The organism is Gordonia sp. (in: high G+C Gram-positive bacteria) (assembly GCF_047602025.1).
Lineage (GTDB): Bacteria > Actinomycetota > Actinomycetes > Mycobacteriales > Mycobacteriaceae > Gordonia.
In genome coordinates this window covers 1,148,762-1,161,647 of sequence record NZ_JASGII010000001.1, presented here as the reverse complement: position 1 = coordinate 1,161,647, position 12,886 = coordinate 1,148,762, and the positions used below count along the sequence as shown (strand labels likewise).

The window sequence follows — 12,886 nt, the reverse complement described above, 5'->3', positions numbered from 1 at the left end:
GTTCTACTCCTCCCGCAACCTCTGGGCTTGCGCCGCCCGCAGCCGGCCGATTCCGGCGACCGCCTCCGCGTTGATCGGGGCCGCCCGCGCGGCGAAACGTTCGAGCATGCTGCGGAAGCCGTCGATGGAGTCTGCTGCCCCTTCCAACCGGTACCTCGCCGGTCCGATCGAGAAGGTAATGCCGTGCACATCGTCCGCAGCGAGCTCGGCACCCGTGAGGTCGTCGATGATGATCTTCTGGTCTGTCATGCGCGGACCGTAGCGCGCCGGTCTGACAACCGCGGTCGGGACGGCCCCCGCGCCCCGACCTCGTTAGGGTGGTACCCGTGACTGAGCCGAATCTGACCCGCGACCAAGCCGCTGCCCGTCGCGCCGTCCTCACCGACGCCGCGTACCGGATCGACCTCGACCTCACCGACGGCGCCGGCAAACCGGGCGAGACTACGTTCCGCTCCACGACGACCATCAGCTTCGGCGCCACACCCGGCGCCCAGACCTTCGTCGACCTCGTCGCACCCAGGCTCGTCTCGGCCACCCTCAACGGCACTGAACTATCCGTCGACGGCTACGACGAGGAAGTCGGCCTGACGCTGCCGGACCTGGCCGAGCGCAACGAGCTCGTCGTCGTCGCCGACTGCGCGTACTCCAACACCGGCGAGGGCCTGCACCGGTTCGTCGACCCGACCGACGACGCGGTGTACCTGTACTCGCAATTCGAGACGGCCGATGCCAAGCGCATGTTCGCCTGCTTCGACCAGCCCGACGTGAAGGCCGTCTTCGACGTCACGGTCAAGGCGCCCGCCGACTGGCAGGTCGTGTCGAACGGCGCGACCGCGTCGACGACGCCCAACGACGACGGCAGCGCCACCCACGTCTTCGCCACGACTCCCCTCCTCAGCACCTACCTCGTCGCGCTGATCGCCGGGCCGTACCGCCGCTGGACCGACAGCTACACCGACTCCCACGGCACGATCGACCTCGGCCTGTTCTGCCGCGAATCGCTCGCCGAGTACATGGACGCCGACCGCCTCTTCCAAGAGACGAAGCAGGGCTTCGACTTCTACCACCGCAACTTCGGCACCCCCTACGCGTTCGGCAAGTACGACCAGCTGTTCGTGCCCGAGTTCAACGCCGGCGCCATGGAAAACGCGGGCGCGGTGACGTTCCTGGAGGACTACGTCTTCCGTTCGCGCGTCACCAACTACCTGTACGAGCGTCGCGCCGAGACGGTGCTGCACGAGATGGCGCACATGTGGTTCGGCGACCTGGTGACGATGCGCTGGTGGGACGACCTGTGGCTCAACGAGTCCTTCGCCACCTTCGCCTCGGTGCTGTGCCAGGCCGAGGCCACCGAGTACAAGTCGTCGTGGACGACCTTCGCCAACGTCGAGAAGTCGTGGGCCTACCGCCAGGACCAGCTGCCGTCGACGCACCCCGTCGCCGCCGACATCCCCGACATCGCCGCGGTCGAGGTGAACTTCGACGGCATCACCTACGCCAAGGGCGCCTCGGTGCTCAAGCAGCTCGTCGCCTACGTCGGCCTCGAGCCCTTCCTCGCCGGCCTGCGCGACTACTTCGCCGCCCACAAGTTCGGCAACGCCACCTTCGACGACCTGCTCGCCGCACTGGAGAAGTCCTCCGGCCGCGATCTGTCCGGCTGGGGCGCGCAGTGGCTCAAGACCACCGGCATCAACGTCCTGCGGCCCGACTTCGACGTCGACGCCGACGGCAAGATCACCCGCTTCACCGTCGTCCAGGAGGGCGCCTCCCCCGGCGCCGGCGAGACCCGCGTGCACCGCATGAAGGTGGGCATCTACGGCGACGACGGCGGCAAGCTGGTCCGCAAGAGCGTCGTCGAGCTCGACGTCGAGGGCGAGCGCACCGACGTCGCCGACCTGGTCGGCGTCGACCGCGGCGACCTCGTGCTCCTCAACGACGACGACCTGACCTACGCGTCGATCCGCCTCGACGCCGACTCGCTCAAGGTCGCCACCGAACGAATTGCGGACATCGCCGACTCGATGCCCCGCACGCTGATCTGGTCGGCGGCCTGGCAGATGACGCGCGACGCCGAGATGACCTCGCGCGACTTCCTAGACCTGGTGTCGCGCGGGATCGCCAGCGAGACCGAGATCGGCGTCGTCCAGCGCGTCCTGCTGCAGGCCACGACCGCCCTGGACGCCTACGCCGACCCGCAGTGGGCCAAGGCCGCCGGCTGGCCCACCATTTCCGCGCGCCTCCTCGAACTCGCACGCGGCGCCGAACCGGGCTCGGACCACCAGTTGGCGTTCCTCAACACACTTCTCGGCGGGGTCACCTTCCCCGACCAGCACGCCGTGCTGCGGGGCCTGCTCGACGGCGACGACCCGTCGTCGCACGGCCTTGCGGGCCTGTCGGTCGACACCGACCTGCGCTGGCGGATCCTGCTCGCACTGGCCACCGCCGGCGTCGTCGACACTCCGGAGATTGACGCCGAACTCGACCGCGATCCGACGGCCGCGGGCCGTCGCAACGCCGAGGCCGCCAAGGCCGCCCGCCCGATGGTCGCGGCCAAGGACGCCGCCTGGGAGGCGGCGATGAACGACGACGGGCTGCCGAACATCACCGTCCGGTCGATCACCCAGGGCTTCGTGCGCCCGGGCCAGGACGAACTGCTGGCGCCCTATGCCGAGAAGTACTACGCCGGCGTCGCCGACGTGTGGAGCCGACGCTCGAGCGAGGTCGCCCAGACCGTCGTCGTCGGCCTCTTCCCGACGTGGGACAACACCGACGCCGGGCTGGCGCGCGCCGACGCGTTCCTCGCCGGCGACCACCCGCCGGCGCTGCGCCGCCTGGTCCTCGAGGGCCGCGACGGCATCGCTCGCTCGCTTCGGGCCCGGGCGTTCGACTCCGACGCATAGACTCCCCGGTGATGAGCACCGAGATCGAGCAGCTCCCGCCGACGCCGGAGAAGCCCAAGCGCAACCGGACGCACTGGCTCTACCTCCTGGTGATCATCGGTGTCATCGCCGGCATCGTGGTGGGGCTGGTCGCGCCGTCGGTAGGCAAGGAAGTCGCTTTCCTGGGCACGATGTTCGTCAACCTCATCAAGATGATGATCGCGCCGGTCATCTTCTGCACGATCGTCATCGGCATCGGCTCGGTCCGCAAAGCCGCGACGGTCGGCAAGGTCGGCGGGCTCGCGTTCGTCTATTTCCTGGCGATGTCGACGCTCGCGCTCGCGTTCGGCCTCCTCGTCGGCAACATCCTCAAGCCGGGCACCGGCCTCGACTTCAAGCCCGACCCCAGCAAGGGCGCCGAACTCGCCGAGAAGGCCCACGAGGCGGGCGGCACCATCGGCTTCTTGCAGGGCATCATCCCGGACACGCTCGTCTCGGCGCTGACGTCGGGGCAGGTGCTGCAGGCGCTGTTCGTCGCGCTGCTCGTCGGCTTCGCCATCCAGGCGCTCGGCAAGGACGGCGAGCCGATCCTGATCGCCGTCGGCTACTTCCAGAAGCTCGTCTTCAAGGTCCTCGCGATGATCCTGTGGACCGCTCCGATCGGCGCCTTCGGCGCGATCGCGGGCGTCGTGTCACAGACCGGCTGGGCGGCGGTGCGCGAGCTGTTCGTCTTCGTCCTCGCGTTCTACCTGACGTGCATCGTGTTCGTGTTCGTCGTGCTGGGACTGCTGCTCAAGGCGGTCACCGGGTTCTCGATCTTCCGGTTGGCTCGGTATCTCGGCCGCGAGTACCTGCTGATCGTCGCGACGTCGTCGTCCGAGCCCGCGCTGCCGTCGCTGATCGCGAAGATGGAGCACCTGGGCGTGAACACGTCGACGGTGGGCATCGTCGTGCCGACCGGATACTCGTTCAACCTCGACGGCACGGCGATCTACCTGACGATGGCGTCGTTGTTCATCGCCGACGCCGCGGGTGATCCGATGTCGATCGGCGAGCAACTCGGCCTGCTGCTGTTCATGATGATCGCGTCGAAGGGCGCCGCCGGGGTGACCGGTGCCGGCCTGGCCACACTGGCGGCCGGACTGCAGGCGCACCGGCCCGACCTGCTCGGCGGTGTGGCGGTCGTCGTCGGCGTCGACCGCTTCATGTCCGAGGCCCGCGCGCTCACCAATTTCTCCGGCAACGCCGTCGGCACCCTGCTCATCGGGCAGTGGACGCACACGATCGACAAGAGTCGCGCGACCCGGGTTCTCGACGGCGAGCTGCCCTTCGAATTGGGTGTCGATTCGCCCGTACCGCCCCAAACGGAAAACGCCTAGTAATTCGCATATGGGCGGGTTTCCCACCCCCTACCTGCGGCGATGGCGTTCGGGGTGACCCATATTCTGCGGCCGGCATTAGTGCTGGTCCGTCGCAGGTGTCAGGGTGAGCGGGCATTCGGCCCTTTGAAGGAGGAACCCCACCCATGCGCACCACGACCACCCTGGCCAAGGCCGTCGCTGCGGCAACGCTGACCACTGCCGCACTCACCGCGGGAACGGCCGCGGCGAACGCCGCGCCGCGCCGCCCGGCCGGTCCGACACCGTCGAATCCGCTGATGATCACCACCCCGATCGCCCCCGGCATCACCTACTCCGGCAACGCCAGTACCGGGCGCGCCGAACTCGCCACTCCCTGGGGCACGGTCAAGACCGCCCCCGGCGCAGCATCGGTGTCCGACAACCGCGGCAAGGCGGTGTGGGGCGACCCGAAGACCACCGGGCTGGCGCCGGTGAGTGACGCACCCACGGCCCCGCCCGCGCCCCTGCACATCCCCGTCCCGGGCACCCCCGGCATCACGCTTCCAACGCCGGCCGCACCTACCGCGTGGGCGGCCACCGCCCCCGGGTCGACCCGGGTCGACGACGACAGCTCGGTCGCACCGAAGACGCAAGAGCAAAAAGATGCCGACATCCAGAACTCGCTCAACAACGTCGGCAACAACTTCGGCCTCGCCACCGGGGTCGGCGCCTTCGTCGGCGGTGCCGGCGGTGCCATCATCGGCTGCCCGCTCGGCGCGGTTACCGGCGGCGCGTTGACCGCACTGGCCTTCCCGCTGACCCCGCTGGGTGTCGTCGGCGGCTGCATCATGGGCGCTGGCGCCGTGGCCGGCATCGGCGCCGTGATCGGTGGCGCAGTGGTCGGGGTTCCCGTCGGCATCGCCAGCGCGATCTTCGAGTATCAGCTGCTGCGCGCACACGGCGACCTGTAGCGCATCAGCTGCTGAAAATCTCCCCTGGCGAGTGCTCGAGGGCAATATGCCCTCGGCCCTTCGTCAGGGGAGATTTTTCAGCGGTGAATCAGGGCGCGACGGCCGCGGTGGCCATCACGCGGATCGCCGACACGAGGCCGTCGATCAGGTCGCCGCGGCGGAACGCGCCGGCGGCGGCGGTCACGCCGAGTGCGGCAACGCGGTCGTTGACGCGACCGGCAACCTCGCTGCCGGAGACAACGGCGATGTCCTTCGAGTTCGGCGACACCGCGATGAGCGCGCCGTGGGCGGGCTCGGGAGCCTTCAGCAGCGCCTCGCGGGCACCGGCCACCGGGTCCGAGCCCAGGTCGCCGATGTAGACCGAGAAGCGCACGCGCGCCTGCTCCGAGCAGTCCTTCAGCGCGTTGTCGAGGCGCAGCAGCTCAGCCGGGGTGAACGGGGGTCCGGGGACCTCCGCGTCCGGGAAGCGCACGGCGGAGACGCGGCCGCTGTTGGTGACGACCGTGCCGATCGGCAGGTCGCCCTTGTGGGTAACGACGTCACCACTTGCCATGTGCGGCACCGCCTTCGGTGTTCGACGCCTCCGCGTGCGACGGGGCTGCCACGTTCGGCACCTCGGTCGCGGAGAACAGGATCGGGTCGTGGTCCCACTGCTGGTCGAGCGTGTAGTGCTTGGCCGCCTTGTACTTCGTCGTTCCGGCGAAGGTCAGATACGCCATCGACAGCACGCACAGGATCACCGACGCACAAACCAAGATCACCACCGGCAAGCCGACGGGGACGATGAGGTCTTCAACCACGTCTTGGTCCTCTCTATTGCAGTTGGGCTGTGCACTGAATTTATCAGTCGGCGGGCGCACTGCGTAGCGCGGGCAACACATAGCGTCGGAAGTGTCGTCGAATGGCTTCCGGGTCGTCGGCGTCGATGGTGTTGCCGGGCACGCTGCCCAGGCTGATCAGCACTCGCGCGACCCACTCGGCGGTTTCGTCGACGTCGGTGTCCGGGTGGATGTCCCCCTCCTCCACGGCGGCGACGACGTAGCGGTGCCAGAACGCGGCGAGGTCGGGTACCAGGCCAGCGACGCCGACGCCGATGGCCGCGGCGAACTCCTCGGGCTCGGCCGTTCGCAGTCGCATCAGCGTGGCGCCCGGATCGTCGTAGGCCCGCCGGCCGATGGCGACGCCGAGGACCAGCCGGCTCTCGAAGCCGTCGACAACCTCCAGCTCGGCGTGATTGCGTTCCCAGGTCGTCTCGACGAGTCGGATCAATGCCGCCCCGACCAGCGCGTTCTTGTCCGGAAAGAGTCGGTACAACCACGCACGCGACACCCCGGCCCGCTCGGCGACGGTGCTCATCGTCGTCGCCCGGATGCCCTTCACGGCGAGCATCTCGTCGGCCACGGCGAGCAGTCGCTCCCGCGTCGTCGCCGCGTCGGTTCGGGTCATGGGGCGGAGTCTAAACAGATTTCGCCAAACCTTGTAGACACATTCAGCAATCTGTGTACTCTCGCCGCATGACCAAACCCACCGTGGCGGTGATCGGCGCTGGGATCAGCGGCCTGACGTCGTCGAAGATGCTGTCCGACTACGACGTCGAGCACACCGTGTTCGAGGCGTCAGACCGGATCGGCGGCAACTGGGCCTTCGAGAACCCGAACGGCCACTCCAGCGCCTACCGCTCGCTGCACATCGACACCTCCAAGCACCAGCTGTCCTTCAAGGACTTCCCGATGCCCGAGGAGTACCCCGACTTCCCGCACCACACGGAGGTCAAGGAATACCTCGAGTCCTACTGCGACGCGTTCTCCCTCAAGGACAACATCGAGTTCCAGAACCGGGTGCTCCACGCGCAGCGCCTACCCGGCGGCGGTTGGGAGCTCGACACCGAGAAGACCGGCAAGCGACGGTTCGATCTGCTCGTCGTCGCCAACGGCCATCACTGGGACCCGCGCTACCCCGACTTCCCCGGCACGTTCGACGGCATCGAGATGCACGCGCACCACTATGTCGACATCAAGACGCCGCACGACTTCACCGGCAAACGGATCCTCGTCGTCGGCCTGGGCAACAGCGCGGCCGACATCGCCGTCGAGCTGTCGTCGAAGTCGCTGCAGAACAAGCTGACGCTCTCCACCCGCTCGGGCGCCTGGATCGTGCCCAAGTACTACGGCTCGACGCCGGCCGACAAGTTCTACCGGACGTCGCCGCACATCCCGCTCAAGTGGCAGCGCAAGGTGCTGCAGATGATGATCCCGATGGTGGGGCGACCGGAGGACTTCGGCCTGCCGACGCCCAACCACAAGTTCTTCGAGGCCCACCCGACGCAGTCGCTGGAACTGCCGCTGCGCCTCGGCTCCGGCGACGTCATCCCCAAGCCGAACATCACCAGGCTCGACGGCGACACCGTCCACTTCGAGGACGGCACCTCCGGCGAGTTCGACATCATTATCTACGCGACCGGCTACAACATCACCTTCCCGTTCTTCGACGAGGACTTCATCAGTGCGCCCGGCAACGTCATCGACCTCTACAAGCGCATCATCTACCCCGGCATCGACGACCTGCTGTTCCACGGCTTCGCCCAGGCGACGCCGACGCTGTTCCCGTTCGTCGAGTCACAGGCGCGCCTGATCGGCGCGTACGCGGTCGGCAACTACCGCCCGCCGTCGGTCGAGGACATGCACCGCGTGATCAAGGAGGACATGGAGCTCTACACCGGCCACATGCTCGACCGTCCGCGGCACACCCAGCAGCTCGACTACTTCCTGTACGAGCACAACATGCGCACCAAGGAACTCCCCGAGGGCCTCAAACGCGCCCGCGAGCAGGGCCCGGTGACCTGGGCCGGCGTGGGCGATGCCACGACCGACAAGAAGGTGGGTGCCAGCGCATGAGCCCCGCCAAGACCCGCGCCAAGAAGGGCGACGAGCGCGTCGACGTCACCTTCACCAGCGGCGGCGACAAGTGCGCCGCGTGGTTCTATCCCGCGCCCGGCACCGCGCCGGCGCCCGTCGTCGTGATGGGCCACGGCCTCGGCGGCACCATGGACGCCGGCCTCGAACCGTACGCGCGGGCGCTGCGCGACGCCGGTTACGCCGTCTTCGCCTTCGACTACCGCGGCTTCGGCAAGTCCGGGGGCGAGCCGCGCCAGCGGGTGTCGATGCGCAGCCAGGTCGGCGACTACCACGCCGCGTGCGCGGCAGCGGCCCGCCAACCCGGCGTCGACCCGTCGAAGATCATCCTCTGGGGCGTCTCCAACTCCGGCGGACACGTCTTCGAGGTCGGCGCCTCGCGCACCGACGTCGCCGCGATCATCGCGGTGGTGCCACTGGTGAGCGGGCTGGCCGCCGCCAAGCACGCGCTTCCGCTGCACACGCCGTCGAGTCTGGTGAAGACCACGACGACGGGGTGGCGCAGCTCGATCCGCCAGCGCATGGGCAAGGCGCCGGCGACCGTCGCCATCGTCGGCAAGCCCGGCGAATTGGCCACGCTCACCGCGCCCGGCTACTACGAGGCCTACACCGAGCTGGCCGGACCGTCGTGGCGCAACGAGATCGACGCGACCATCGGCACCGAGATCGCCACGCACCGCCCGGGCAAGTACGCGAAGAAGATCACCGCGCCGATGCTCGTCCAGATCGCCGACCTCGACCAGGGCGCTCCCCCGCAGGCCGCCGCCAAGGCCGCCTTCAACGCGCGCGCCGAGGTCCGCCACTACCCGTGCGACCACTTCGACGTCTTCCAGGGCGTTGCCGGCAACAACTGGTTCGACAAGTGCGCGCAGCACCAGATCGAGTTCCTCAAGCGGCACGTCGAGGTTTAAGCCGCCAGGTACTGCTCCCAGATCGGGTCGATGTCCGAGACGGTGGCCAGCAGCCGCCAGTGGCGGCCCTTCGGAGCCGTCGGCTCGCGGTGCAGCGTCCACCCCAGCTCGTGCAGCAGGCGGTCGGCCTTGCGCCGGTTGCACGGCGCGCAGCAGGCCACGCAGTTGTCCCACGTGTTCAGACCGCCGCGGCTGCGCGGCACGACGTGATCGATCGTCGTCGCCTTCGAGCCGCAGTACACGCAGCGGTTGGCGTCGCGGCGCATCAGCGCGGCGCGCGTCATCGGGATCTGCGCCCGGTACGGGACGCGCACGAAGTGGCGCAGCCGGATCACCGACGGCACCGGCACCGCGAGCTGCTCGGAGTGCGCGATCGCGTGCGCCTCGTCGACGTGGACCGTCTCGGCCCGCCCGGTGATGGTGAGCACGATGGCCCGCCTCGTCGACACGACGGTGAGCGGCTCATAGGTGGCATTCAGCAGCAGAACGCGCTGACGCTGCCATGAGACTGAGATCACAGCATCAAGAAAACCACGGACTCGGCGGTTGCGCACTTCAATTCTGCTGTCAATCTCCCCGTGTCGTCGCAGCTCTGCGGCCCGCTCCGACGGCGGCCCGGAAGATGTGGACAATGGAGGCGTGCCCAGTTTCTACGACGAGGTCGGTGGCCATGCCACCTTCGCGGCGATCACCCAGCGGTTCTACGAGGAGGTCGCGCGCGACGAGATCCTCCGCCCGATGTACCCCGAGGAAGACCTGGGCCCGGCGCAGCGCCGACTGCGGATGTTCCTCGAGCAGTACTGGGGCGGCCCGCACACCTACTCCGACGAGCGGGGCCACCCCCGGCTGCGGATGCGCCACGTGCCGTACCACATCGGGCCCCTCGAACGGGATGCGTGGCTACGCTGCATGGAGACGGCCATCGCCGAAGTCCCGGCGGACGTCCTCGACGACGAGCACCGTACGGCGTTGCTGGATTACATGAACATGGCGGCCAATTCGTTGGTCAACGCGCCGCTGTAGACCGAAAGTGGACCCCGCCGCCATGAGTCAGACCCCCAACATCGTGCCGTCCGCGACGCGCCGCGCCGCCACGACCGCCGCACCCGTGCCGCGCAGCACCAATACCCAACTGGACCCGAGCGACACCACCTGGTGGCGCAGCGCCGTGGTCTACCAGGTCTATCCGCGGTCCTTCGCCGACTCCAACGGCGACGGCGTCGGCGACCTCGGCGGCATCATCGAGAAGATCGGCCACCTGGAACTGCTCGGCGTCGACGCCATCTGGCTGTCCCCGGTGATGCGCTCGCCGATGGCCGACCACGGCTACGACGTCGCCGATCCGCGCGCCATCGATCCACTCTTCGGCGACCTCGCCACCCTCGACGAGCTCGTCGCGCAGGCCCACGCCCGCGAGATCCGCGTCGCCATGGACCTGGTGCCCAACCATACGAGCGTCGAGCACCCGTGGTTCGGCGCCGCGCTGGCCTCGCCGCCGGGCAGCCCGGAGCGCGCCCGCTACTACTTCCGCGACGGCCGCGGCCCCGACGGCTCGCTGCCGCCCAACAACTGGGTCAGCGTCTTCGGCGGACCCGCGTGGACCCGCGTCCCCGACGGCCAGTGGTACCTGCACCTGTTCGCCCCGGAGCAGCCCGATCTGAACTTCGAGAACCCGGAGGTCGTCGCCGATCTGGAGCAGACGCTGCGCTTCTGGCTCGACCGCGGCATCGACGGCTTCCGCATCGACGTCGCGCACGGGCTCGCCAAGGCGCCCGGTCTGCCCGACATGGACCTGTCCGCCGCGCAGGTCCTCAAGCACACCGACTCCGACCCGCGGTTCAACAACCCGCAGGTCCACCCCATCCACCGGCGCATCCGGGCCGTCGTCGACCAGTACCCGGGCGCGTTCACCGTCGGCGAGATCTGGGTCGACGACAACAGCCAGTTCGCCGCGTACCTGCGCCCCGACGAGCTGCACCTGGGCTTCAACTTCCGTCTAGCGATGGCCGCCTTCGACGTCGGCGAGATCCGCGGCGCGATCGACAACTCGCTCGCCGCCGTCGCGGCGGTCGGTGCCCCGCCGACCTGGGCGCTGTCGAACCACGACGTCTACCGCGAGGCGACCCGCTACGCGCCGGACGACTCCCCGACCGGCCGGGCGATCGGCGTCGACCGTGCCCGCGCGATGCTCCTCGTCGAGTTGGCGCTGCCCGGCACCGCGTTCATCTACAACGGCGCCGAGCTCGGCCTGCCGAACGTCGACCTGCCCGACGAGGCGCTGCAGGACCCGGTGTGGGAGCGCTCCGGCCGCACCGCCCGCGGCCGCGACGGCTGCCGCGTCCCGCTTCCCTGGGCGGGCGTCGCTCCCCCGTTCGGGTTCAGCACCAACCCGCACACCTGGCTGCCGATGCCGACGGACTGGGCCGCGCTCACCGTCGAGAAGCAGCTGGAAGACGTCTATTCGACGCTCGCGCTGTACCGGGCCGCGATCGAGCTCCGGTACCAGCGCGACGAGTTCCGCGGCGACGGGATCGAGTGGTACGGCGCACCGGCCGGCTGTCTGGCCTTCCGCCGGACGGCGGGGCACCTCGTGTGCGTCCTCAACGCCGCCGACCACTCGATCGCGCTGCCGCCCGGCGACGTCCTGTTGGTCAGCAAACCCCTCGTCGACGGTCACCTCGCCGCGAATTCCGCCGCCTGGCTGGTCGCCCAGCGCTAGATGAGCGTCAGAGCACGGTGACGGCGAACTGGTCGCCGCGCCGCTGGTAGACCGAGCCGTAGCGTGCGTCGAGGCGGATCCACGTCCCACTGGCGCGCACGCGCACCGGCTCGTCGTCGGCGATGTCGTCGAGGTTCGCCGATTCGCCGATCGCCCTGCCGTTGCGGTCGCGGGCGAACCCCATGCCGGTGAGCGCGAACAGCGAGCGCAGCGCGATGCCGGCGTCGACGCCGCCGCCGGAGACCTCCAGGACGACCTGGTCGAGCAGGGAGGTCACCGGCCCGTGCCCGCCGCCGACGGGTTCCTTGGCCAGGGCCGCGCCGCGCTGGGCGAGGTCGACGATGGTCCGCAGCGGCACGTCGTCGACATGCCGATAGCCCTGCTGCGGCGGCAGGGCGCCGCGCCAGGCGCTGTCGAGGGCGAAGCCGGGGTCGATGGTCAGGTCGCCGCCGGCCGCCGCAGTGTTGAGCACGCGGGCGTCACAGACGACGTCGGCCGGGGTGAGCGTGCCAAAGACCGCGCGCGTGGCGAGCACATCGAAGCCGGTGGTGCCCCACAGGCCGACGAGGCCGTCGTCGCGCTGCTGCAGCCGGATCACCGCCGCCTCGTCCAGGCGCAGGAGCCGCCCGGTGAAGGCCGTGACGTCAGACGCGTCGGCCGCCGAGGCGAGGACGAGCTGTCGATCGCCCATCTCAGGCCTCGCGCAGGAACTCGCGCAGGTAGTCCTTTTCCGCGTCGGTCATGCGGCGCGGGCGCTGGGTCTCGATGTCGAAGGAGGCCAGGTGCGTCGACGCCACGACGGCGGGCTTCGAGTCGGGGTCGGCGCCGGCCGCGCGGACCTCGTAGCCGACGAAGAAGTCGACCGAGCGCAGCTTCTCGATGAACATGGTCACCTCGATCGGCGACTGGTCGTGGCGCAGCTGCTGCTGGTACTTGAAGTTCATCTCGACGACGACACAGCCCTCGCGCAGCGGGGCCGTCGGGCGCTCGTCGTAGAACAGCCATGGGATGCGCGCCTCTTCGATGAGCGTCACCATCCGTGCATGGTTGATGTGTTGGAAGACGTCCATGTCCGACCAGCGCACCGGCACCTTGACCACATAGCCGCGGTCGGTCCGCACTCCGTCGTCGGGAATCTCCATCACACGCGCCTC

The 12,886-nt window shown here is 69.2% G+C and carries 14 protein-coding genes; 7 read left to right on the top strand and 7 right to left on the bottom strand.

The genetic code is table 11. From position 1 onward, the window contains the following. Nucleotides 1-3: 3 nt before the first annotated feature. Nucleotides 4-249 (bottom strand): hypothetical protein, encoded by a 246-nt coding sequence (locus QM728_RS05750; RefSeq protein WP_415031082.1) that lies wholly within the window; start codon nucleotides 247-249, stop codon nucleotides 4-6. Between the two features lie 77 nt (nucleotides 250-326). Between QM728_RS05750 and pepN the strand changes: the two genes are divergently transcribed. The 3 genes from pepN (at nucleotide 327) to QM728_RS05735 (ending at nucleotide 5,190) form a co-directional block, all read left to right on the top strand. Next, the gene (gene pepN, locus QM728_RS05745; protein WP_415031081.1) at nucleotides 327-2,900 is read left to right on the top strand and encodes an aminopeptidase N; all 2,574 of its coding nucleotides are present in this window, start codon (nucleotides 327-329) and stop codon (nucleotides 2,898-2,900) included. 11 nt (nucleotides 2,901-2,911) lie between these two features. After that, complete coding sequence (locus tag QM728_RS05740; protein WP_415031080.1) at nucleotides 2,912-4,258, top strand: cation:dicarboxylate symporter family transporter; 1,347 nt, start codon at nucleotides 2,912-2,914, stop codon at nucleotides 4,256-4,258. A gap of 146 nt (nucleotides 4,259-4,404) precedes the next feature. After that, nucleotides 4,405-5,190: a hypothetical protein gene (locus tag QM728_RS05735; protein WP_415031079.1), complete on the top strand. Its 786-nt coding sequence runs from the start codon at nucleotides 4,405-4,407 to the stop codon at nucleotides 5,188-5,190. Between the two features lie 88 nt (nucleotides 5,191-5,278). Here QM728_RS05735 and QM728_RS05730 read toward each other — a convergent pair whose 3' ends face one another. From QM728_RS05730 to QM728_RS05720, 3 genes are read right to left on the bottom strand one after another with little or no spacing between them, the layout of a single operon-like run. Next, on the bottom strand, nucleotides 5,279-5,743 hold the full coding sequence (locus QM728_RS05730; protein ID WP_415031078.1) for a DUF5130 family protein: 465 nt from the start codon (nucleotides 5,741-5,743) through the stop codon (nucleotides 5,279-5,281). Next, on the bottom strand, nucleotides 5,730-5,990 hold the full coding sequence (locus tag QM728_RS05725; protein ID WP_415031077.1) for a hypothetical protein: 261 nt from the start codon (nucleotides 5,988-5,990) through the stop codon (nucleotides 5,730-5,732). Before QM728_RS05725 ends, QM728_RS05730 begins: the two co-directional genes overlap by 14 nt. Before the next feature lie 43 nt (nucleotides 5,991-6,033). After that, the gene (locus QM728_RS05720) at nucleotides 6,034-6,636 is read right to left on the bottom strand and encodes a TetR/AcrR family transcriptional regulator (RefSeq protein WP_415031076.1); all 603 of its coding nucleotides are present in this window, start codon (nucleotides 6,634-6,636) and stop codon (nucleotides 6,034-6,036) included. 68 nt (nucleotides 6,637-6,704) lie between these two features. Here QM728_RS05720 and QM728_RS05715 point away from each other — a divergent pair, with 68 nt between their 5' ends. Together QM728_RS05715 and QM728_RS05710 are read left to right on the top strand one after the other, a co-directional pair. Next, the gene (locus QM728_RS05715) at nucleotides 6,705-8,084 is read left to right on the top strand and encodes a flavin-containing monooxygenase (protein ID WP_415031075.1); all 1,380 of its coding nucleotides are present in this window, start codon (nucleotides 6,705-6,707) and stop codon (nucleotides 8,082-8,084) included. Next, nucleotides 8,081-9,013: an alpha/beta hydrolase gene (locus tag QM728_RS05710; RefSeq protein WP_415031074.1), complete on the top strand. Its 933-nt coding sequence runs from the start codon at nucleotides 8,081-8,083 to the stop codon at nucleotides 9,011-9,013. The genes QM728_RS05715 and QM728_RS05710 overlap by 4 nt, the downstream gene beginning before the upstream one ends. Here the strand turns inward: QM728_RS05710 and QM728_RS05705 are convergent. Beyond that, nucleotides 9,010-9,531: an HNH endonuclease gene (locus QM728_RS05705; protein WP_415031073.1), complete on the bottom strand. Its 522-nt coding sequence runs from the start codon at nucleotides 9,529-9,531 to the stop codon at nucleotides 9,010-9,012. The genes QM728_RS05710 and QM728_RS05705 overlap by 4 nt on opposite strands. A 121-nt stretch (nucleotides 9,532-9,652) precedes the next feature. On the opposite strand from QM728_RS05705, the gene QM728_RS05700 reads away from it, so the two are divergent. Beyond that, nucleotides 9,653-10,036 carry a globin gene (locus tag QM728_RS05700; protein ID WP_415031072.1) on the top strand — a complete coding sequence of 128 codons (384 nt, stop codon included), beginning with the start codon at nucleotides 9,653-9,655 and terminating at the stop codon, nucleotides 10,034-10,036. Between the two features lie 22 nt (nucleotides 10,037-10,058). Next, on the top strand, nucleotides 10,059-11,732 hold the full coding sequence (locus tag QM728_RS05695) for a glycoside hydrolase family 13 protein (protein WP_415031071.1): 1,674 nt from the start codon (nucleotides 10,059-10,061) through the stop codon (nucleotides 11,730-11,732). Between the two features lie 7 nt (nucleotides 11,733-11,739). Here QM728_RS05695 and QM728_RS05690 read toward each other — a convergent pair whose 3' ends face one another. After that, on the bottom strand, nucleotides 11,740-12,423 hold the full coding sequence (locus QM728_RS05690; RefSeq protein ID WP_415031070.1) for a hypothetical protein: 684 nt from the start codon (nucleotides 12,421-12,423) through the stop codon (nucleotides 11,740-11,742). Nucleotide 12,424: 1 nt separating this feature from the next. Further along, a complete protein-coding gene (locus QM728_RS05685) occupies nucleotides 12,425-12,874 on the bottom strand; it encodes an acyl-CoA thioesterase (protein ID WP_415031069.1) in 450 nt (149 codons plus the stop codon). Nucleotides 12,875-12,886 lie beyond the last annotated feature (12 nt).

Bases quoted from the DNA above. Each gene is read 5' to 3' on its own strand.
- QM728_RS05735 (WP_415031079.1), top strand. From the start codon at position 4,405: ATGCGCACCACGACCACCCTGGCCAAGGCCGTCGCTGCGGCAACGCTG.
- QM728_RS05710 (WP_415031074.1), top strand. From the start codon at position 8,081: ATGAGCCCCGCCAAGACCCGCGCCAAGAAGGGCGACGAGCGCGTCGAC.
- QM728_RS05715 (WP_415031075.1), top strand. From the start codon at position 6,705: ATGACCAAACCCACCGTGGCGGTGATCGGCGCTGGGATCAGCGGCCTG.
- QM728_RS05690 (WP_415031070.1), bottom strand. From the start codon at position 12,423: ATGGGCGATCGACAGCTCGTCCTCGCCTCGGCGGCCGACGCGTCTGAC.
- QM728_RS05685 (WP_415031069.1), bottom strand. From the start codon at position 12,874: ATGGAGATTCCCGACGACGGAGTGCGGACCGACCGCGGCTATGTGGTC.
- QM728_RS05720 (WP_415031076.1), bottom strand. From the start codon at position 6,636: ATGACCCGAACCGACGCGGCGACGACGCGGGAGCGACTGCTCGCCGTG.
- QM728_RS05740 (WP_415031080.1), top strand. From the start codon at position 2,912: ATGAGCACCGAGATCGAGCAGCTCCCGCCGACGCCGGAGAAGCCCAAG.
- QM728_RS05750 (WP_415031082.1), bottom strand. From the start codon at position 249: ATGACAGACCAGAAGATCATCATCGACGACCTCACGGGTGCCGAGCTC.
- QM728_RS05730 (WP_415031078.1), bottom strand. From the start codon at position 5,743: ATGGCAAGTGGTGACGTCGTTACCCACAAGGGCGACCTGCCGATCGGC.
- QM728_RS05695 (WP_415031071.1), top strand. From the start codon at position 10,059: ATGAGTCAGACCCCCAACATCGTGCCGTCCGCGACGCGCCGCGCCGCC.